This is a genomic window from Cupriavidus numazuensis (assembly GCF_905397435.1).
In the GTDB taxonomy this organism is placed as follows: Bacteria; Pseudomonadota; Gammaproteobacteria; order Burkholderiales; family Burkholderiaceae; genus Cupriavidus; species Cupriavidus numazuensis.
In genome coordinates this window covers 1-20,313 of the sequence record NZ_CAJPVI010000017.1, presented here as the reverse complement: position 1 = coordinate 20,313, position 20,313 = coordinate 1, and the positions used below count along the sequence as shown (strand labels likewise).

Sequence of the window (20,313 nt, the reverse complement as noted above, 5' to 3'; positions counted from 1 at the left end):
GCCCGGTGCATCAGGCCGTATGGCGCGAGAACAGCCCGCGCAACCAGTCTCGCACGATGGCCCAGGCCAGGGCGAGGCCGTTCAGTTCGCTGGCCGGCGCTGGCGCTGCGGCAGGCTGCGGGGCCACGGGCGGCGCGTGCGGCGCGGCGTCCGCCGATTCGCCGTTGGCCACGCCTGCAGGCGCCTGGGGCGTCGCCTGCAGGCGTGCGGCGAAATTGGCGGCGAACTGCTTGAGGATCTGCTCCGCGACCGAATTCATCATGCGGCCGCCAAACGTGGCGGCCTTGCCGCTGACCGATGCCTCGCTGCGGCCGACGAGTTCGCTGGCGGTGCCGCTCGCGCGCACCGAGGCTTCAAGATCCATCGATGCGGCCGACGTGCCGCTCGAATCGGCGCCCTTTCCGGTCAGGCGCAGCGTGCGCGTATCCGCATCGAGGCTCAGCACCTCGATATCGCCCTTGAACGTCAGGTTGGCCGGCCCGATGCGCACGACGATGGAGCCTTTGTAGTGGGTCGCGTCGATCTTCTCGGTAATGCGCGCACCAGGCATGCAGCCGGCCACTGCCTCGACGTCCTGCAGCAAGCGCCAGGCGGTGTCCGGATCGGCGGGCATCGGGAACACCTTTTCGAGCGAGACTTTCATCGGAACTCCTTCGCGTCGGCAGGCACGGGAAATCAGCTCCTCGCCAGCCCCAGTTCCCGGCACTGCTGCCAGACCCGATAGGCGTTGTGCGGCATGTTCATATGCGTGACGCCCAGATGGCCGAAGGCATCCACCACCGCCGACGTGAAGCACGGGATCGACCCCACGTGCGGCGACTCGGCCACGCCCTTGGCGCCGATCGGGTGGTGCGGCGAGGGTGTCACGGTGTAGTCCGTCTCCCAGTGCGGCGTTTCCACCGCGGTTGGCACGAAGTAGTCGAGCAGCGTCGCGCCAAGCAGGTTGCCCGATTCGTCATACGGCATCTCCTGCCCCATTGCCACGGCAAAGCCCTCGGTCAGGCCGCCGTGGATCTGACCTTCGATGATCATCGGGTTGATGCGCGTGCCGCAGTCATCGAGCGCATAGAAGCGCCGCACACGCACCTCGCCGGTGTAGCGGTTCACGTCGAGCACGCACAGGTAGGCGCCAAACGGGAACGTGAAGTTCGGCGGATCGTAGTAATCCACGGCCTCCAGGCCCATCTCCATGCCTTCTGGCACGTTGTTGTACGCGGCCCATGCAACTTCCTTCACCGACTTCGACTGATCAGGGGAGCCCTTCAGCACGAAGCGGTCGAGATCGAATTCCACGTCATCGGGACTCGCCTCGAGCAGGTGCGCGGCAATGCGTCGCGCCTTCTCGCGAATCTTGCGCGCCGCGCGCGCGACGGCGGCGCCTGCCACCGGTGTCGAGCGCGAGCCGTAGGTACCGAGTCCGTACGGCGCGGTTGCCGTGTCGCCCTCCTCCACTTGAATCTTCGATGCCGGGATGCCGGCCTCCGACGCGATGATCTGCGCGTAGGTAGTCTGGTGCCCCTGGCCCTGCGTGATGGTGCCCATGCGCGCAATGGCGGAGCCGTCCGGATGCACACGGATTTCGCACGAATCGAACATGCCGACGCCAAGGATGTCGCACATCTTCGACGGCCCCGCGCCGACGATCTCGGTGAACGTGCTCACGCCGATGCCCATCAGCCATTCGGCGTTCGGATCGGCGCGGCGCGCGGCCTGTTCGGCCAGCAGCGCGGGATAGTCCACGGCGGCCAGTACCTTGCGCAGCGCGGTCTCGTAGTCGCCGGAATCGTATTCGAGGCCCAGCGGCGTCGTGTACGGGAACTGCTCCCGGCGGATGAAGTTGCGCAGGCGCAACTCCGTCTTGTCGATCCCGAGTTTCAGGGCGAGCACGTCCATCATGCGCTCGATCAGGTAGACCGCCTCGGTCACGCGGAACGAGCAACGGTAGGCGACGCCGCCGGGAAACTTGTTGGTATAGACGCCGTCGACGCTGACGAAGGCATTGGGAATCTGGTAGGAGCCGGTGCAGACGTGGAACATGCCGGCGGGCCACTTGGTCGGGTCGGCGCAGGCGTCAAAGGCGCCGTGGTCCGCGACCACGTTCACGCGCAGCGCCTTGACCACGCCATCGCGCGTCGCGGCAAGCTCGCCATGCATGTAGTAGTCGCGAGCGAACGCGGTCGCACTGAGGTTCTCCGAACGGGATTCGATCCACTTCACCGGGCGGCCCAGTACGATCGACGCAACGATCGACGTCACATATCCCGGATACACACCCACCTTGTTGCCGAAGCCGCCCCCGATATCGGGCGAGATGATGCGGATATTCGATTCAGGGATCGACGACAGCAGCCCCACGACCGTCCGTACCACGTGCGGCGCCTGCGAGGTGATATAGACCGTCAGGTCGCCACGCACCTTGTCGAATGACGCCACGCAGCCGCATGTCTCGAGCGGACACGGATGCACGCGCGGATAGACAATGTCCTGCGCGACGGTAACCTCCGCGGCGTCGAACGCGCGGTCGGCCTTGTCCTTGTCGCCCATCTGCCACGTGAAGATGTGGTTCGGATGCCGCCGCGCGCCGTGCGCGCCGACCTGCTTGTCGCGGATATCTTCACGAATGACAGGCGCGTCGGCATCCAGCGCGTGCAGAGGGTCCACCAGCGCGGGCAGCTCCTCGTATTCGACCTCGACCAGTTCCGCCGCATCGGCGGCGATATAGCGGTCGTCCGCCACGACAAAGGCGACTTCCTGGTTCTGGAACGACACCTTGCCATCGGCGAGCACAGCCTGCACATCGCCAGCCAGAGTCGGCATCCAGTGCAGCTTCAGCGGCTTGAGGTCTTCCGCAGTCAGCACCGCGTGCACGCCTGGCAGCGCGATGGCGCGCGAGGCATCGATGCGCGTGATGCGCGCATGCGCGAACGGGCTGCGTACCATCGCACCGAACAGCATGCCCGGCATGCGGATATCATCGACATAGCTGCCCTTGCCCTGGATGAAGCGCGGATCCTCGCGACGCTTGCGCGAGCACCCCATGCCTTCCAGCGCGGCCAGCCGTTCCATACCGGCGGCGTCCATATTGCCCATCGCTCGTCTCCCCTTGGCGGTATCGTGAAGCGCGCTGCGCTCACTGCGCCGTTGGTTCCAGCAGCGGATGCGAAGTCTCCACGGCCTCGCCGCGCAGCTTGCGGGCCGCGTACTGCACAGCCTTGACGATGTTCTGATAGCCGGTACATCGGCACAGGTTACCGGCCATCCAGTAGCGGATCTCCTCCTCGCTCGGGTCAGGGTTCTCCTGCAGCAGGCGCCACGCGCGCATCAGCATGCCCGGCGTGCAGAAGCCGCATTGCAGCGCATGCTCCTGCATGAAGGCTTCCTGCAGCGCATGCAGCTCGCCGCCAGCGGCCAGCCCTTCCACCGTCTTCACCTGCGAGCCTTGGGCCTGCACGGTGAGGATCGTGCACGACTTCACCGACATGCCGTCCATGTCGACCGTGCATGCACCGCAGTGCGACGTCTCGCAGCCGATATGCGGCCCCGTGTGCTGGCACTTCTCGCGCAGCGTGTGGATCAGCAGCTCGCGCGGCTCGACTACCACATCCGCCTGCGTGCCGTTCAGCGTGAATGACACCATGACCTTTGCGCCCATCTTGTCCTCCGCCAGTCGTCGACCTGCTCGCTCATGCCGCGCGCGACAGCGCGGTGTGCAATGCGCGGCGCACCATCTCGCCGGCCATCGCGCGCTTGTATGCCTCGTCGCCGCGCAGGTCGTCGCCGGGCTCGCACTGGTCCATCACCAGCCGCGCGGCCTCATTGATCGCGGCATCATCCAGGGCTTTGCCCTGCAGATGCTGCTCGGCAGCCGCGGCGCGGAACGCCGTCGGGGCAACATTGGTCATGGCGATGCGCACCATCGCCACGGTGCCGGCCTGCATACGCAGCATCACCGCCGCCGCGGCGGTCGCATAGTCGCCGGTCTTGCGCTTGAGCTTGGCGTAGCAATAGCCGGTGCCGGGCGCGGGCACCGGGATGCGGATCTCGCGCAGGATTTCGCCGGGCTCCAGCAGCGTCTGGAACGTACCGACAAAGTAGCCGTCAGCGGGCATCACACGCTCGCCCTGCGGCCCGGCCAGCACGAACGATGCATCGAGCGCGAGCATCAGCGCGGGATGGTCGTTGCCCGGATCGGCATGCGAGATATCGCCGCCAATGGTGCCGCGGTAGCGCACCTGCGGATCGGAGATCTGCCGCGCGCCCTCCACCAGCAGCGGGCATTTCTGCTGCAGCAGCGCCGACGCAATCAGATCGTGCTCGGTCGTCATGGCGCCGATGCGCAGCTCCGTCCCCGCTTCACTGATGCCCCTGAGTTCCGCGAGCAAACCCATGTCGATCAGGTGCGCGGGCGCGGCAAAGCGCAGCTTCATCATGGGCAGCAGGCTGTGGCCGCCAGCAAGCAGCCGCGCCTCGTCGCCGTACTGGCCGAGCAGCCTGAGCGCCTCCGGCAGGTCGGCCGGACGGTGGTAGTCAAACGGACGGGGGATCATCTGGCCTCCTTGTAAGGTCAGGCCAACCAGCGTGGTACTGCGCCAGCGTCGTGCACAGCATTTCATAACGCGCCGCAGCAATTCAAACCGCATTTCCCCAATGGCGGGATTGGCGCGCAGACGGCGGAAAACGGTGCGTGAACATCACCTGCGGCACCGCCACGCGCTGCGTAGCGCGCGGCGCTGGCCTGTATTAAGACCGCATCGCGCAGCCGTGGTTGCGGCGTTCGCCGGCGCACGGTGCGGGCCTTGCAGGGGGTGTGGAAAAGTCGTACAAAGGACGCACCCCCAAATTCGCCGTGCCGCCCAGGAGATATCCGGTGGACGTACTGGATTCCTTCGTCGTATCAGGCGAAAGCCGCCGCAACGAGACGTTTCAGCACAAGCTGGAGCAGTTCAATCCGGGCATGGTCTGGCTGGATGTCCATGGTCATGTGACCGCCTTCAATGATGTGGCACTGCAGATCCTGGGACCTGCTGCCGAGCAATCGCTAGGTGTGCGGCAAGCCGACCTGATCGGCATCGACGTCGTGCGTCTGCATCCCGAGAAGAGTCGCGACAAGCTGCGTTTTTTGCTCCAGACCGCGCAGGGCGGCACTTGTCCGGTGAAGTCGCCGCCACCAGTGGCGATGATGATCAACATTCCGGATCGGGTGTTGATGATCAAGGTGTCGAAGATGGTGGGCGCGCACGGGATTTGCGGGACCTGCATGATTTTCTATGACCTGACCGACATCACTACCGAGCCGGCGGGCACCACGCCAGCGCCGAGGCGGCTGTTCAAGATTCCGGTGTATCGGCAGAACCGGGTGATGCTGGTGGATTTGAAAGAGATCGTGCGGTTTCAGGGCGATGGGCACTACACGACCATCGTGACGCAGGACGCGCGGTATCTATCCAACCTGTCGCTGACGGACCTGGAGTTGCGGCTCGATGGGAGCCAGTATTTCCGGGTGCACCGAAGCCATATCGTCAATCTTCCTTATGCCGTTGAACTGGTGAAAGTCGATGAAGGGGTTCATCTCGTCATGGCCGATAGCGAGCGTACGGCGGTGCCCGTCAGCCGGGCCCGGGCGGGGCAACTGAAGGAAAGGTTGGGGGTGATTTGAAGGACTGTTATTTGGGGGACGTTCCCGGCGTGCGAGGCTGTTTCGCCGGCTGCGCCGGTGAAACAGCCGCATACGCCCCCTAACTCAGTCCATCCAGCACCCAATGCTGGCCATGCACGGCCCCGGCCGCATCGGACGCCAGCATCGCGATCATCCGCGCAGCCGCCCCCGTCGACACCCACACCGAAGGATCCGTGCCCGGCATGTCGCGCCGGTTGGCCGGCGTGTCGAGCACCCCCGGCGCAATGCTGTTGACGTTCACGCCGCCACCGCGCACCTCCCGTGACAGGCTTTCCACCAACCGCTGCAGCGCGCTCTTTGACGCGCAGTAAGCGCCCATCGAAGCCACGCCCGCCGCCGCGCTGCGCGCCGTGACGGCAACGACCTTGCCGCTGCCCCGTGCCAGCATGGCGGGAATGAACGGCCGCGTCACGGCGATGAATGACCACGCGTTCAGGTCCATCATCCGCAGCCATGACTCACGGCTGATGGCGTGCGTGGCCTCTCCCATCTCGAAGCCGCCGGCCACGTGGACCACGACATCCACGGCGCCGAACGTATCCAGAATTTCCGCCCCAACGCGGGCCATGCCGGCATCCGAGGTGACATCGGCCTCGCGCAGCAGCATGCCGCCGTCGGCATCGGGATGGGCGAAGACGCTTTGCAGGTGCTGGAGGTCGCGGTCGATCAGGGCCAGCCGGCAGCCCTCCCCGGCAAAACGGCTGGCCACGGCGCGGCCCAGGGCGCCGGCGGCGCCGGTGATCACGACATGACGAATGGCGGCTTCCATCTTCGGGCTCCTGTAGCGAAGGACTGCCTTCACCATAGTCGGACGGCACGCAAAGGGAAATGCGGATGTCGGCTGAACTGTACAGAGCGGAATCCTTGTGCCCGTCTATGGCGCAAGGCGCGTACATGCGCCAAGATGCGGCTGCATCACCCGCTGCTGCCTCCCCATTCAGGATTCCCAATTGCCTCTTACCCGCTTGCGGCAAAGCGCCACCCTTCTTGCCGTCGTGGCCCTGACCGGCTCGATGGCTTCCCTGTGCATCGGCACCTCGTTCGCCAAGTCGCTGTTCTCGGCCCTTGGCGCGCAGGGCACCACGGCGCTGCGCGTGAGCTTTTCGGCACTGATCCTGCTGGCGGTGTGGCGGCCGTGGCGGATACCCCTGTCCGGCGCCAATGCCCGGGCCATTGCGCTCTACGGTGCCGCGCTCGGCGCCACCAATCTGCTGTTCTATATGTCGCTGCGCACCATTCCGCTGGGGCTGGCGATTGCCATCGAGTTCACGGGACCGCTCACCGTGGCGGTCCTGTCGTCGCGGCGTGCCATCGATTTCCTGTGGATTGCGTTCGCGGTCGCCGGCCTGCTGTTGCTGCTGCCGCTGGGCGAAGCGTCCACGCATCTGGATCCGGTCGGCATGGGCTTCGCGCTCGCGGCGGGGGTCGGCTGGGCGCTCTACATCATCTTCGGCCAGCGCGCGGGCAACGCCCACGGCGGGCAGGCCACGTCGCTCGGGCTGACCATGGCGGCACTGGTGGTGCTGCCGTTCGGCCTGGCCCACGCCGGCACGGCCATGTTCAGTCCGCCGCTGCTGCTCGCGGGGCTGGCTGTAGGCGTGCTGTCCAGCGCGATTCCCTATTCGCTCGAAATGGTCGCGCTCAAGCGCCTGCCGCGGCGAACCTTCGGCATCCTGCTCAGCATGGAGCCCGCGATGGGCGCGCTGGCCGGGCTGGCATTCCTGCATGAGCAGCTCAGCATGATCCAGTGGCTCGCGATTGCCAGCATCATCGTGGCCTCGGTCGGTTGCACGGCTACCGCGCGGGGCAAGGCGACGGCCTGAATTCCCGCCGTGAATGCGGCGCAGCAAACCGGCCGCGATGGCGGCCAGTTCATGGTTTTCCCTCTGCTTGCCGCGCTTGACTGAACCTGGGCCGGGCTCCAGATTGGACCGCGCAGTACAACTCTGGCGTCCAACACAGGAGACAGGAAGCATGCGAACCATCAAGGTGGCACTGGCAGCATTCAGCCTCATGACCGGCCTCTGTTCGATTGCCGCGGCCCAGACGTGGCCCGGCAAGCCGATCACCATGGTCTTGCCGTTCCCCGCCGGCGGCTCGTCCGATGTCGTCGGCCGAGCGATGGCCGACGAAATGGGCAAGCGCCTGGGCCAGCCCGTGGTCGTGGAGAACCGGGCCGGCGCCAGCGGCATCGTGGGCGCGAGCTATGTCGCCAAGGCGCCTGCCGACGGCTACACCATGATGTTCACCACCACGCTGCCCATCATGACCAACCAGTTCGTGTACGCGAAGCTGCCCTATGATCCGCGCAAGGACTTCGCGCTGATCTCCCAGGTCGCGACCGGCCAGCTCGTAATGGCGGTCCACCCGTCGGTACAGGCGAAAAGCGTGAAGGAATTCGTCGCGTGGGCCCAGCAGAACAAGGGCAAGGTCAACTATGGCTCATGGGGCGTCGGCTCGGCCGCGCACCTGATGGGCGCCTTCCTCAGCAACAGCCGCGGCATGGAAATGAGCCATATCGCCTACAAGGGCGAGGCGCCGATGCTGCAGGACCTGATCGGCGGACAGGTGCAGATGGCGATCGGCTCGTATATGTCGATCAAGCCGTATCTGGAGTCCGGCAAGCTGCGCGCGCTGGCGGTGACCGGCGACAAGCGGATCGGCACCATCGCGGACGTCCCGACATTCGAGCAGGCCGGGCTCAGCGAACCCGAGTTCCGGCCGGTCGGCTGGCTGGTGCTGGTGGCGCCGGCAGCCACGCCGGCACCGGTGCTCGCACGGCTGGAGAAAGAAGCCATCGCCGCCGCGAACACCACGGCCGTCAAGGCGCGGCTGCAGGTGGCGGGGCTGGAGGCCATGGGCACCACGTCGGCCCGCTTCCGCGACGATTATCAGTCCGCCATGCCGGTGCTGGAACGCGTGGTGAAGGCGTCCGGCGCGCGCGTCGAATAGTCTTGCCCGCCCTGCTCAGCGGGCACCGAACCAGTCGGCGGGCAGTCGTGCGGCGGCGTCCGCACCGGCTGACCCGAACGCAAGCGTGGCCTCGTGCAGGAAGCTGTCTTCGGGATTGCGGCGGCAGCTGAAGCCCAGGCCGCGAAGGATGGCGAGCATGCGGCGGTTCTCGCTGAGCACGTCGCCGCGCAGGCGGCGCACGCCGGCCGCTTGCGCAAGTTGCTGCAGTTTGGTGATGAGTCGGCGGCCAAGACCCTGGCCTTGCCAGTCATCGGCCACCACCACGGCAAATTCGGCGGTATCCCGGTCGGTCACGACGAACTGGCCATTGGCAACCACTGCCGCACGGCCATCCGCGGTCGGCACGGTCACGACCAGCGCAGCGCCGTCAGTACCCGGCCTGACCAGACCTTCGATGATGGAATCCGCCACGCGGCCGCCCGTCAGGAAGCGAAAATAGCGGCTGTCGCGCGACAGGCCTTCGACCAGCTGCCGTACCGCGGCTTCATCATCTGCGGCCGCCCGCCGCAACGTCGCTTGGGCGCCGCGCCGCAAGGTCCATCGTTCATAGCCCGCCTGCTGTGATGCGCTCACCACCAGCCCGTATCCCATTCCGACCATGACCGCCACCTGACTTCAACATTTGTAGCCAGAGTATAGGCGAACCCCTGACTTTTGCAAATGAAGTCAGCATGCTATGCTCAGTGCATCATGAAAGCCACGTCCACCGTCCTTAGTGACTGCTCGATCGCCTCCACCCTCTCGCTGATCGGCGAGAAGTGGACGATCCTGATCCTGCGCGACATCTTCCACGGCGTGACGCGCTTTGATGACTTCCTGCGCCGGCTGGAATGCTCGCCGGCTGTGCTGTCCGCCCGGCTGAAGACACTGACCGAGGCCGGTTTGCTGCGCCGGGTCGGCTACAAGGAGCCCGGCGAGCGCGAACGCTTCGAGTACCGTCCAACGCGCGCGGCCGTCGAACTGCTGCCCGTGCTGGTCGGGCTGATGCAATGGGGCGACCGTCACCTGGCTGCCGACGGCATCGGCCCCGTGGAGATCCGCTCGCGCCAGAATGGCCAGCGGGTCAGCGTGGCGCTGGTCGATGAAGACGGCCAGGCCGTATCGCCATCCGACATGGCCATCCTGCCGGTGACGGCGCCAGGCGCGCCGCAAGACTGATCCCTCCCCGGCACCGTGGCGATACATTGCATCGCACCATGACTGTGCCGAGTCGCCCGATGCGCCCCATCAACGCGCACGCGCCCCCACCAAAACGGCTCGGTCTGCCGCGAAATATCCCCCTCACCGCCACATCGCCCCTGGCACAGCGCTTGCGTAAATGACGTGGGCGGATCAACGGCGATCCACCCACCCCATAAACGCGGCGGCTATGCCATGTAGCCGCTGTCAGGACAACGGCGTCCCCTGATCTGGTCAATGACCGGATTGCGGGACGCCTTTTGTTTTCTCGGAGCAAGCGACGATGAACGGCAAAGCCACCCGCATCCAGTTGTTGAGTCTGCGAAGCCCGCAGATGCGTGCCTTCCACCTGACGTGGATGGCGTTCTTCGTGTGCTTCTTCGCGTGGTTCGCCTGTGCACCGCTGATGCCGGTGATCAAGGGCGAATTCGGCCTCACGCCGGCGCAGATCGCCAATATCAATATCGCCGCGGTGGCGGTGACCATTCTCGTGCGGCTGGTGATCGGCCCGATGTGCGACCGCTTCGGCCCGCGCAAGACCTACACCGGCTTGCTCGCGCTGGGCGCGCTGCCCGTGATCGGCGTGGCGTTCGCGCAAAGCTATGAAACCTTCCTCGCGTTCCGCCTGCTGATCGGCGCGGTCGGTGCGAGCTTCGTCATCACGCAGTACCACACCTCGGTGATGTTCGCGCCCAACGTCGTTGGCACCGCCAACGCGGCAGCGGCCGGCTGGGGCAATGCCGGCGGCGGTGCCGCGCAGGCGCTGATGCCGCTGCTGCTGGGCGCGGTGCTGATGCTCGGCGTGGACCATGCAATGGGCTGGCGCGTGGCGCTGCTGGTGCCGGGCGTGCTGATGCTGATCATGGCCGTCGTCTACTGGTGCTTCACGCAGGACTGCCCCGAAGGCAATTACTCCGACATGCGCGCCCGCGGCCAAGCCATCACCGGCAAGGATGGCGGCAAGGGCGGCGGCTGGGCCAGCTTCCGCGCCGCCAGCGTCAACTACCGCGTGTGGCTGCTGTTCATCACCTACGGTGCTTGCTTCGGCGTTGAGATCTTCATCCACAACATTGCCGCTACCTTCTATGTGGATCGCTTCGGCCTGAGCCTGAAGGCCGCTGGCCTCGCAGCGGGCAGCTTCGGCCTGCTGGCACTGTTTGCCCGTGCCCTGGGCGGCTGGCTGTCGGACAAGGCGGCGCGCCGGCGCGGCCTCGATGCACGCTCGACGCTGCTGTTTGTACTGATCCTCGGCGAAGGCCTGGGCCTGCTGTGGTTCGCACAGGCCGGCAACGTCGTCATGGCTGTGACCGCCATGCTGCTGTTCGGCCTGTTCACCCACATGGCCTGCGGCGCCACGTATGCGCTGGTGCCCTTTATCGACCGCAAGGCGCTCGGTGGCGTGGCCGGCATCATCGGCGCCGGCGGCAACGTGGGCGCGGTGGCCGCGGGCTTCCTGCTCAAGGGCCTGGGCGACCTGCAGCAGACGCTGACCGTGCTCGGTGTGCTCGCTGCACTGGCCGCACTGTGCGCGATCGCCATCCGCTTCAGCGCCGAGCACAAGGCGCAGGAACAGGCGCTGTACGACAGCGCGCTGGCCAACTGATTCCCCGCATCTCCACCACAACAGCATCCCGAGCAGCACAGACTGACTACCGGACAAGGAACGCATCATGAAACTGATCATCGTCGGCCACGGTATGGTGGGTCACAAATTCCTCGAATGCCTGGCGGAAGCCGGCGCGCAGAACCTGGAAGTGACCGTGCTGTGCGAAGAACCGCGCCCCGCCTACGATCGCGTGCACCTGTCCGAGTTCTTCGCCGGCAAGTCGGCCGAAGACCTCTCGCTGGTACCGGCGGGCTTCTTCGAGCAGAACAACAACATGCTGCTGCGCCTGAATGCCCGTGCGGTGTCGATCGACCGCGCCGCGCGCACGGTCACCGTATCGACCGGCGAGACGCTGGCTTATGACAAGCTGATCCTCGCCACCGGCTCCTACCCCTTCGTGCCGCCGGTGCCGGGCAAGGAGCGCAAGGACTGCTTCGTCTACCGCACCATCGAAGACCTGGAAGCGATGCGGGAGTGCGGCGCGCGCTCGAAGCGCGGCGTGGTCATCGGCGGCGGGCTGCTGGGCCTGGAGTGCGCCAAGGCCCTGCGCGACATGGACCTGGAAACGCATGTGGTCGAATTCGCGCCGCGGCTGATGGCCGTGCAGGTCGACGAAGGCGGCGGCCGCATGCTGCGCCAGAAGATCGAAGGCCTGGGCGTGACCGCCCACACCGGCAAGAACACCGTTGAAATCATCGACGGCGAGGACGGCACCCATCGCATGGTGTTTGCCGATGGCACGCACCTGGACACCGACATGATCGTGTTCTCCGCGGGCATCCGTCCGCGCGATGAACTGGCCCGGTCCGCCGGCCTTGCCGTCGGCGAACGCGGCGGCGTCACGGTGGACAACAACTGCCGCACCTCGGATCCGGACGTCTACGCCATCGGCGAGTGCGCGCTGTGGCAAGGCAAGATCTACGGCCTGGTAGCCCCGGGCTACGACATGGCCCGCGTCGCCGCACGCCACCTGCGCGGTGAAGCTGCAGAATTCGCCGGCGCCGACATGAGCACCAAGCTCAAGCTGATGGGCGTGGACGTGGCCAGCATCGGTGATCCGCACGGCACCGTCCCGGGCGCCCGCCTCTACCAGTTCAGCGACGACACCAAGCAGGTCTACAAGAAGCTCGTGGTGTCCGACTGCGGCAAGTACCTGCTCGGCGGCGTGCTGATCGGCGACGCCAGCGAGTACGGCACGCTGCTGCAGATGATGCTGAACAAGATCGAGCTGCCGGAGTCGCCGGAATTCCTGATCCTGCCCGACAGCAGCGGCAAGGCCAAGCCGGCGCTGGGCGCCGACGCCCTGCCCGACACCGCGCAGATCTGCTCGTGCAACAACGTGTCGAAGGGCGAGATCTGCGCCGCCGTGTGCGACGGCGCCACCAGCATCGGCGCGATGAAGAGCTGCACCAAGGCTGGCACGGCCTGCGGCGGCTGCGTGCCGCTGGTCACGCAGATCATGAAGGCCGAGATGAAGAAGCAAGGCATGGCCGTCAACAACCATCTCTGCGAACACTTCCCGTACTCGCGCCAGGAGCTCTACCACCTGGTGCGCGTAGGCAAGTTCAAGACCTTCGATGCGCTGCTGGAAGCGCATGGCAAGGGCCTGGGCTGCGACATCTGCAAGCCTACCGTCGGCAGCATCCTGGCCTCGTGCTGGAATGAATTCGTGCTGAAGGAAGAGCACGCCGCGCTGCAGGACTCCAACGACTACTACCTCGCCAACATCCAGAAGGACGGCACCTATTCTGTCGTGCCGCGCATGCCGGGCGGCGAAGTCACACCGGAAGGCCTGATCGCCGTGGGCCAGGTGGCGAAGAAGTATGGCCTGTACACCAAGATCACCGGCGGGCAGCGCGTGGACTTGTTTGGTGCGCGCGCCGAAGAACTGCCCTATATCTGGGAAGAACTGATCGCCGCCGGCTTCGAATCGGGCCATGCCTATGGCAAGGCGCTGCGCACGGTGAAGTCCTGCGTCGGTTCCACCTGGTGCCGCTATGGCGTGGACGATTCGGTCGGCCTCGCCATCGAACTCGAGAACCGCTACAAGGGCCTGCGCGCGCCGCACAAGATCAAGTTCGGCGTATCGGGCTGCACGCGTGAATGCGCCGAAGCACAGGGCAAGGACGTCGGCGTGATCGCCACCGAAAAGGGCTGGAACCTCTACGTGTGCGGCAACGGCGGCATGAAGCCCCGCCACGCCGAACTGCTGGCCGGGGACCTGGACCGCGAGACGCTGATCCGCTACATCGACCGTTTCCTGATGTTCTACGTGCGCACGGCCGACCGCCTGCAGCGCACCAGCGTGTGGCGCGACAACCTGGAAGGCGGCCTGGACTACCTGAAGGACGTCGTGCTCGACGACAAGCTCGGCATCGCCGGCGACCTCGAAGCGGAAATGCAGCACGTGGTCGACACCTACGAAGACGAGTGGAAGAAGGCAGTCACCGACCCGGAAACCCGCAAGCGCTTCCGCCACTTCGTCAACAGCGAGCGCCGCGACGACAACCTCGTCTTCATCGAAGAGCGCGGGCAGATCCGCCCGGCCACGCCGGAGGAACGGAACTTGCAACGTTCCCGCCTGAGCCACATTCCCGTGGTGGCCGTGCCCGCAAAAGCAGCCTGAATGCAGGCGAACGCAACGAAAGCGAAGGAGAACGTGATGAGCCATACCCACCATCCCGAAACCTGGACCGCGATCTGCACCTTGCGCGAGATCGTGCCCAATACTGGTGTCTGCGCCCTGGTCGATGATCAGCAGGTGGCCGTGTTCCGTATCGGCCGCGGCGAAGACGTCTACGCCATCGACAATTTCGATCCGAACTCCCAGGCGGCGGTGCTTTCGCGCGGCCTGGTGGGCAACATCGGCGAACGCCTGGTGGTGGCATCGCCGATCTACAAGCAGCACTTCGACCTGAGCACCGGAGAATGCCTGGAGGCGCCGGAACACTCGGTCAACGCCTACCCGGCGCGCGTCTACGACGGCAAGGTGTGGATCGCCGCCAATGTGACGCTGCGCGAAGCCGAAGAAGAACTCGCCGCCTGACACTGCAACCATGTTCCCGATGGAGACCGCGCGCATGACGCCATCCGCCCCCCCGCAGCCCCGCCCCCGGCTGGTCGTCGTCGGCAACGGCATGGCCGGCATGCGCACGGTCGAGGAACTGCTCAAGCTGGCACCGGACCTGTACGACATCACCGTGTTCGGCGCGGAGCCGCACGGCAACTACAACCGCATCCTGCTGTCGCCGGTGCTGGCCGGCGAGAAGACCGTCGACGACATCATGCTCAATACGCGCGAGTGGTATGCGCAGAACGGCATCGAACTGCTGGCGGGCGACCCCGTGGTGGCGATCGATCGCCCGCGCCGCACGGTGCGTGCGCAGTCCGGGCGCGAGGTGCGCTATGACCGCCTGCTGCTTGCCACCGGCTCGAAGCCTTTCATCCTGCCGGTTCCGGGCCACCAGCTCGACGGCGTGATCGCGTTTCGCGATATCCAGGATGTGGAAATCATGCTCGATGCCGCACGCAACCACCGCCACGCGGTGGTGATCGGCGGGGGCCTGCTCGGGCTGGAGGCGGCCAACGGCCTGCTGCGCCAGGGCATGGACGTCACCGTCGTGCATCTGTGCGACAGCCTGATGGAACGCCAGCTCGACAAGCCCGCGGCCACGCTGCTCAAGGGCGCACTCGAGCGCAAGGGCCTGCGCTTCATGCTGGGCGCGCAGACGGCGGAGATCCTCGGCGACACGCGCGTGACCGGCGTGCGCTTCAAGGACGGCAGCGAGATCCCCGCCGACCTGGTGGTGATGACCGCCGGCGTGCGCCCGAACATCGAGCTGGCGGCCGGTGCGGGCCTGCGCTGCGAACGCGCCATCGTGGTCGACGACACGCTGCAGACCTATGATCCGCGCATCTATGCCGTCGGCGAATGCGTGCAGCACCGCCAGGCCACCTTCGGACTGGTGGCGCCGATCTGGGATCAGGCGCGCGTGTGTGCCGCGCACCTGGCCGGTGCGGGCCATCGCCGCTATATCCAGCAGGCCACCGCAACTAAACTCAAGGTAACGGGTGTGGACCTCTATTCCGCCGGCGACTTCATCGGCGGCGAAGGCAGCGAGGACCTTGTGCTGCGCGACGCACGGCGCGGCGTCTACAAGCGGCTGGTGCTGCAGAACGGGCGCCTCATCGGTGCCGTGCTCTATGGCGACGTGCAGGACGGGCCGTGGTACTTCGACCTGATCCAGCAATGCGCACCGGTCGCGGCGCTGCGCCAGCGCCTGCTGTTCGGCAAAGCCCAATGCGAGGCGCTCGCGGCCTGAACGCCATCATCCGACGACAACGACATCGCCCCACGGAGAACGCGTGAATCTGTCCGACATTCCGGTGGTATCCGCCACCCCGACCACCACCACCGCCACCACCTGCCCCTACTGCGGCGTCGGCTGCGGCGTGCGCGCCACGGTGCGCGCCGACGGGCAGGTCGAGATTGCCGGCGACGCGGAGCATCCTTCCAATCACGGCCGGCTGTGCGTGAAAGGCTCGGCCCTCGGCGAGACGGTGGATCTGCAAGGCCGCCTGCTGCACCCCAAGGTACGCCGCCAGGACGGCACGCTGGAACAGGTGTCGTGGGACCAGGCGCTCGACACCGTGGCGCAGGGCTTTTCGCGCATCGTCCGCGAACACGGCCCCGACGCGGTCGCGCTCTATGTCTCGGGCCAATTGCTGACCGAGGACTATTACGTCGCCAACAAGCTGATGAAGGGCTTCATCGGCACGGCCAATATCGACACCAACTCGCGCCTGTGCATGTCGTCGGCCGTGGCCGGGCACAAGCGCGCCTTCGGTGAAGACCTGGTGCCGGGCAACTACGAAGACCTGGAACTGGCCGATCTGGTCGTGCTGGTCGGCTCGAACACCGCGTGGTGCCATCCGATCCTGTTCCAGCGCCTGTCGAAGGCCAAGGAAGCGCGGCCGGAGATGAAGATCGTCGCCATCGACCCGCGCCGCACCGCCACGTGCGAACTGGCCGACCTGCACCTGCCCGTGCGTGCGGGCACCGATGTCTGGCTCTTCAATGGACTGCTCAGCTATCTGGCGCGTGAAGGCAAGGCCGACACGGCGTTCGTGGCGGCCAGCACGGCGGGGCTCGATGACGCGCTGCAAGCGACCGTAGACTGCAGCGACCCGAAGGCCGTGGCGCGCGCGTGCAAGCTCGATGTCGAAGACGTGCTGGCGTTCTATCGCCTGTTCGCCGATACCGAAAAGGTCGTGACCGCGTTCTCGCAGGGCGTCAACCAGTCGTCGGCCGGCACCGACAAGGTCAACAGCATCATCAACTGCCATCTTCTGACCGGACGCATCGGCCGCGCGGGCATGGGCCCGTTCTCGCTGACGGGGCAACCGAATGCCATGGGCGGCCGCGAAGTCGGCGGCCTGGCGAATATGCTGGCCGCGCATATGGAGCTGGCCAACCCGCTGCATCGCGAGATCGTGCAGGACCTGTGGCAATCGCCGGTCATGGCGGATCAAGCGGGCCTCAAGGCCGTGGACCTGTTCAACGCGATCGAGCAAGGGCGGGTCAAGGCAGTGTGGGTGATCGCCACCAACCCTGTGGTCAGCCTGCCCGATGCCGACCAGGTGCGCCGCGCGCTGGCGAAGTGCGAACTGGTGGTCAGTTCCGACATCATCGAACGCACCGACACCAATGACGCCGCCCACGTACTGCTTCCCGCGCTCGGCTGGGGCGAGAAGGACGGCACGGTCACCAACTCGGAGCGCCGCATCTCGCGCCAGCGTGCTTTCCTGCCCGCACCGGGCGAGGCGCGCGCCGACTGGCGGGTGCTGTGCGACGTGGCCCAACGCATGGGCTTTGGCGGCTTCGACTACGCCGGCCCGCACGAGATTTTCGACGAACATGCACGGCTGAGCGCGTGGCGCAATGACGAGGCACCGCGCGCATTCGACATCGGCGGCATGGCCGGCATGGACAAGGACAGCTATGACACCTTCGAACCCTTGCAATGGCCCGTGGTGGCCGGTTCGGCGGCCGGAACGCGCCGGCTGTTCGAAGACGGCCGCTACGCCCATGCCGATGGACTCGCGCGCTTTGTCGCGACGCGGACGCGCGCGCCGGCACATGCGCCGGATGACGACTACCCGCTGATTCTCAACACCGGCCGCGTGCGTGACCAGTGGCACACCATGACGCGCACCGGCAAATCCGCCAAACTCGCTGATCATCTGCCCGAGCCGTTTGTCGACATGCACCCGCAGGATGCGCTGCTGTGCGGCGTGGGCGAAGGCAAGCTCGCGCGCGTGGCCACGCGCTGGGGCGCCATGGTGGCGCGCGTGCGGCATGGCGGCGGCATTCCGCGCGGCAGCGTATTCGTGCCGATCCACTGGAACGGGCAGTTCAGCTCGGACGCGCGCGTCGGCGCGCTGGTCAACCCCGTAGTCGACCCCGTGTCGGGCGAGCCGGAATTCAAGCACACGCCGGTGAGCGTCGAACCGTTCGGCGTCAACTGGCACGGCTTCGTGCTGAGCCGCCGGGAATTGCCGGCCGACACGCTGACCTACTGGACGCGCGTGCAGGGCAAACGCTTCCAGCGCTATGAATTCGCGGGACGTGAAGCGATTGCCGATCGTGCCGCCTGGGCCCGCAGCCTGCTTGGCGTGACGGACCCCGAAGCGGACTGGCTCGAGTATGAAGACCGCAGCGCCGGCACCTATCACGCGGGCTATGTCGTCAACGACAGGCTGGAAGCGTGTGTGTACGTGGCCACCCGCCCCGATCTGCCGCCCCGGTCCTGGCTCGCCGAGCTGTTCGGGCGCGATCGGCTGGAAGACGCTGACCGCATCGGCCTGCTCATGGGCCAGCCCATCGAGAAAGGCGCCGACGCCGGGCCAACGGTTTGCTCGTGCTTCGGCGTAGGCCGCAACACCATCTGCGATGCGGTGCGCAAACATGGCCTGACGACGCCGGCCGAGATCACCGCTTGCGTCAAGGCTGGGGGGAACTGCGGTTCCTGCGTGCCGGAATTGAAGAAGCTGCTGGTGGAGATTCGGGTCGCGGAAGTGGCTTAGCGCAGCTCTGCTCAGCCTTGGCCATGCCAGGCATCCGCCTGTGCCTGCCCGTCGAGCACAAAGCGGTTCCGCCCTGCCCGCTTGGCCTGGTACATCGCGCTGTCGGCCCGGTGCAGCAGCGGCTCTAGCCGCGGCGCATCGGGCGCCGCGCAGACAGCGCCGACACTGATCGTCACGATCGACTGTACCGGCGTTCCATTGTGCGGGATGCCGAGTTCGCACACCGCCTCGACCATGGCCCGCGCCATGGTGCGAGTCTCTTCCTGTGTGGAAGCGGGCAGCACGACTGCAAATTCCTCCCCGCCCAGGCGCGCGCAGAACTGCGTGCCTGCCAGCATCCGCGTCAGCGCGGCAGCGACCTGGCGCAGGCATTCGTCGCCGCGCGGGTGGCCATAGAGATCGTTGTACTGCTTGAACAGATCCACATCGAGGATCAGCAGTCCCATCTCTTCGCGCCGCTCGAACGCCCGGCTCACCGCGAGCATTGCCTCGCGCTGGAAGTAGCGGCGGTTCGGGATGCCGGTCAGCGCGTCGATATCGAGATCCGCCTGCACGCGTGACAGTTGCTCTTCGGTCTGCCCGAGCCGGGCCGTCAGCGCCAGTTCGCGCGACTGGTAGCGGCTGATGTCGAGCAGGAACACCAGCGTGCCGATGCGCTTGCCGTCCATGCGCGTTACGGCTTCCGCTGTCAGTTCGAAGTGCGCGCCGGGTGGAATGAACGGGCGCACGGTCTGATTGTCGGCACTCTGCGGGCGCAGGAACACCTCCTCCCAGCCGGCCGGCACCGGCTGCCCACGGCGCAACGCTGGAACCAGCCTCGCCGCGGCGGGGTTGTATTCGACGATTTTGTCGTCAGCACCGAGGACCACGCATCCCTCTCTCAGCGCATCGAATACGCGCAGGCGCGCGTAGTGGCCAATGTCGTCGAGATGCGTGCGCAATCCGCAGAACCAGACCAGCACCGCCATCAGCGAGAACGTGGCCGGCGTCAGGTCGCCGCCTAGCGGCCCGGTCCAGCGCAGCAGATAGGCGATATGCGTCAGCAGCGGAAAGGCCAGGCTGCCCGCCAGCACCGCCCGCCCGCGCCGCGACAAGGCGTCGTTGGGCACCTCCGCCGTGACGAGGAAGTAGAAGCCCAGCGCGAGCAGCAGATAGCTCCAGGCCGCCACGACGCCATAGCCGGGACCATGCTCGAAGACGGCACCGGGCGCCACGCCCGGCGGCATCAGCGTAATCTGCGTCCAGACCAGGTGATGGTGGGTATTGGTGAACACCAGCACCACGGTCAGCACGGCCATCAGTATCGGGATCGACAACAACGACCATGGCACCACGTAACGTGGCCGGCTCAGGTGAATCATCGCCACCAGCCAGCCGATCGGCACGGCCACGATCCCGAAGTACTGGATCTTGGCCCACAGTATCCGCCCGGGCAGATCGGCGGAACTGATCTCGAGCAGCCGCCCGCCGCTCCAGATCACCACGCCGCCGGCCAGCACCAGGAACGCCTGGATGGTCGGATCATCGCGCCGCGGCCAGGCCATGACGGCCATGCCGATACTGCATACGACAGCGATGGTCAGGCAGAGGACTAGTCTTACTGTGTCATAAAAACAACGATGTTTATATGCATGTCAGAGATAATATGGAATCCATACTGATGAGCGGACCGCAATGGAAGATCTGGCAAAGTTCGATCGCTACATCGAGCACCTGTGCGCAGCGTTGGAGCATAAGGATCGAAACGCCGGATTGCAGGACTATTGTCGCGGGCTGATGCTGCCGATCCATC

The 20,313-nt window shown here is 66.2% G+C and carries 16 protein-coding genes; 9 read left to right on the top strand and 7 right to left on the bottom strand.

The genetic code is table 11. The features are described from left to right. Positions 1-10: 10 nt before the first annotated feature. From KHO41_RS15035 to KHO41_RS15020, 4 genes are read right to left on the bottom strand one after another with little or no spacing between them, the layout of a single operon-like run. Positions 11-643: an SRPBCC family protein gene (locus KHO41_RS15035; protein ID WP_211954078.1), complete on the bottom strand. Its 633-nt coding sequence runs from the start codon at positions 641-643 to the stop codon at positions 11-13. A gap of 32 nt (positions 644-675) precedes the next feature. Next, a complete protein-coding gene (locus KHO41_RS15030; RefSeq protein ID WP_211954077.1) occupies positions 676-3,090 on the bottom strand; it encodes an aerobic carbon-monoxide dehydrogenase large subunit in 2,415 nt (804 codons plus the stop codon). Between the two features lie 40 nt (positions 3,091-3,130). Beyond that, positions 3,131-3,652 carry a (2Fe-2S)-binding protein gene (locus KHO41_RS15025; protein WP_211954076.1) on the bottom strand — a complete coding sequence of 174 codons (522 nt, stop codon included), beginning with the start codon at positions 3,650-3,652 and terminating at the stop codon, positions 3,131-3,133. Positions 3,653-3,683: 31 nt separating this feature from the next. Next, entirely contained in the window at positions 3,684-4,547 is an 864-nt protein-coding gene (locus tag KHO41_RS15020; protein ID WP_211954075.1) for an FAD binding domain-containing protein, read from the bottom strand. A 320-nt stretch (positions 4,548-4,867) separates the two neighbouring features. Here KHO41_RS15020 and KHO41_RS15015 point away from each other — a divergent pair, with 320 nt between their 5' ends. Then, positions 4,868-5,656, top strand: coding sequence for a LytTR family DNA-binding domain-containing protein (locus KHO41_RS15015; protein ID WP_244873851.1), 789 nt, complete (start codon positions 4,868-4,870; stop codon positions 5,654-5,656). Between the two features lie 79 nt (positions 5,657-5,735). On the opposite strand, the gene KHO41_RS15010 is transcribed toward KHO41_RS15015, so the two are convergent. Beyond that, complete coding sequence (locus KHO41_RS15010; protein ID WP_211954074.1) at positions 5,736-6,446, bottom strand: SDR family NAD(P)-dependent oxidoreductase; 711 nt, start codon at positions 6,444-6,446, stop codon at positions 5,736-5,738. A gap of 181 nt (positions 6,447-6,627) precedes the next feature. On the opposite strand from KHO41_RS15010, the gene KHO41_RS15005 reads away from it, so the two are divergent. Together KHO41_RS15005 and KHO41_RS15000 are read left to right on the top strand one after the other, a co-directional pair. Beyond that, a complete protein-coding gene (locus KHO41_RS15005; RefSeq protein ID WP_211954073.1) occupies positions 6,628-7,500 on the top strand; it encodes an EamA family transporter in 873 nt (290 codons plus the stop codon). A gap of 151 nt (positions 7,501-7,651) precedes the next feature. Next, positions 7,652-8,629, top strand: coding sequence for a Bug family tripartite tricarboxylate transporter substrate binding protein (locus tag KHO41_RS15000; protein ID WP_211954072.1), 978 nt, complete (start codon positions 7,652-7,654; stop codon positions 8,627-8,629). A 15-nt stretch (positions 8,630-8,644) separates the two neighbouring features. Here KHO41_RS15000 and KHO41_RS14995 read toward each other — a convergent pair whose 3' ends face one another. Then, entirely contained in the window at positions 8,645-9,250 is a 606-nt protein-coding gene (locus KHO41_RS14995; RefSeq protein ID WP_376989621.1) for a GNAT family N-acetyltransferase, read from the bottom strand. A gap of 90 nt (positions 9,251-9,340) precedes the next feature. Here KHO41_RS14995 and KHO41_RS14990 point away from each other — a divergent pair, with 90 nt between their 5' ends. From KHO41_RS14990 to KHO41_RS14965, 6 genes are all read left to right on the top strand, one after another. Continuing rightward, complete coding sequence (locus tag KHO41_RS14990; RefSeq protein ID WP_244873850.1) at positions 9,341-9,808, top strand: winged helix-turn-helix transcriptional regulator; 468 nt, start codon at positions 9,341-9,343, stop codon at positions 9,806-9,808. Between the two features lie 304 nt (positions 9,809-10,112). After that, positions 10,113-11,432, top strand: a complete 1,320-nt coding sequence (locus KHO41_RS14985; RefSeq protein ID WP_211954070.1) for an MFS transporter — start codon at positions 10,113-10,115, stop codon at positions 11,430-11,432. A 67-nt stretch (positions 11,433-11,499) separates the two neighbouring features. Beyond that, positions 11,500-14,061 (top strand): nitrite reductase large subunit NirB, encoded by a 2,562-nt coding sequence (gene nirB / locus KHO41_RS14980; RefSeq protein ID WP_211954069.1) that lies wholly within the window; start codon positions 11,500-11,502, stop codon positions 14,059-14,061. A 36-nt stretch (positions 14,062-14,097) separates the two neighbouring features. After that, entirely contained in the window at positions 14,098-14,481 is a 384-nt protein-coding gene (nirD, locus tag KHO41_RS14975; RefSeq protein WP_011300975.1) for a nitrite reductase small subunit NirD, read from the top strand. 34 nt (positions 14,482-14,515) lie between these two features. Next, on the top strand, positions 14,516-15,757 hold the full coding sequence (locus tag KHO41_RS14970) for an NAD(P)/FAD-dependent oxidoreductase (RefSeq protein ID WP_211954068.1): 1,242 nt from the start codon (positions 14,516-14,518) through the stop codon (positions 15,755-15,757). Positions 15,758-15,800: 43 nt separating this feature from the next. Next, positions 15,801-18,521, top strand: a complete 2,721-nt coding sequence (locus tag KHO41_RS14965) for a nitrate reductase (protein WP_211954067.1) — start codon at positions 15,801-15,803, stop codon at positions 18,519-18,521. 11 nt (positions 18,522-18,532) lie between these two features. On the opposite strand, the gene KHO41_RS14960 is transcribed toward KHO41_RS14965, so the two are convergent. Then, entirely contained in the window at positions 18,533-20,074 is a 1,542-nt protein-coding gene (locus KHO41_RS14960; RefSeq protein ID WP_211954066.1) for a diguanylate cyclase domain-containing protein, read from the bottom strand. Positions 20,075-20,313 lie beyond the last annotated feature (239 nt).

What these genes read in the sequence shown, in the direction of transcription:
- KHO41_RS15035 (WP_211954078.1), bottom strand. Translation starts at nt 643, where the DNA reads ATGAAAGTCTCGCTCGAAAAGGTGTTCCCGATGCCCGCCGATCCGGAC.
- KHO41_RS15030 (WP_211954077.1), bottom strand. Translation starts at nt 3,090, where the DNA reads ATGGGCAATATGGACGCCGCCGGTATGGAACGGCTGGCCGCGCTGGAA.
- KHO41_RS15025 (WP_211954076.1), bottom strand. Translation starts at nt 3,652, where the DNA reads ATGGGCGCAAAGGTCATGGTGTCATTCACGCTGAACGGCACGCAGGCG.
- KHO41_RS15020 (WP_211954075.1), bottom strand. Translation starts at nt 4,547, where the DNA reads ATGATCCCCCGTCCGTTTGACTACCACCGTCCGGCCGACCTGCCGGAG.
- KHO41_RS15010 (WP_211954074.1), bottom strand. Translation starts at nt 6,446, where the DNA reads ATGGAAGCCGCCATTCGTCATGTCGTGATCACCGGCGCCGCCGGCGCC.
- KHO41_RS15000 (WP_211954072.1), top strand. Translation starts at nt 7,652, where the DNA reads ATGCGAACCATCAAGGTGGCACTGGCAGCATTCAGCCTCATGACCGGC.
- KHO41_RS14995 (WP_376989621.1), bottom strand. Translation starts at nt 9,250, where the DNA reads ATGGTCGGAATGGGATACGGGCTGGTGGTGAGCGCATCACAGCAGGCG.
- KHO41_RS14990 (WP_244873850.1), top strand. Translation starts at nt 9,341, where the DNA reads ATGAAAGCCACGTCCACCGTCCTTAGTGACTGCTCGATCGCCTCCACC.
- KHO41_RS14985 (WP_211954070.1), top strand. Translation starts at nt 10,113, where the DNA reads ATGAACGGCAAAGCCACCCGCATCCAGTTGTTGAGTCTGCGAAGCCCG.
- nirB (WP_211954069.1), top strand. Translation starts at nt 11,500, where the DNA reads ATGAAACTGATCATCGTCGGCCACGGTATGGTGGGTCACAAATTCCTC.
- nirD (WP_011300975.1), top strand. Translation starts at nt 14,098, where the DNA reads ATGAGCCATACCCACCATCCCGAAACCTGGACCGCGATCTGCACCTTG.
- KHO41_RS14970 (WP_211954068.1), top strand. Translation starts at nt 14,516, where the DNA reads ATGACGCCATCCGCCCCCCCGCAGCCCCGCCCCCGGCTGGTCGTCGTC.
- KHO41_RS14960 (WP_211954066.1), bottom strand. Translation starts at nt 20,074, where the DNA reads ATGGCCGTCATGGCCTGGCCGCGGCGCGATGATCCGACCATCCAGGCG.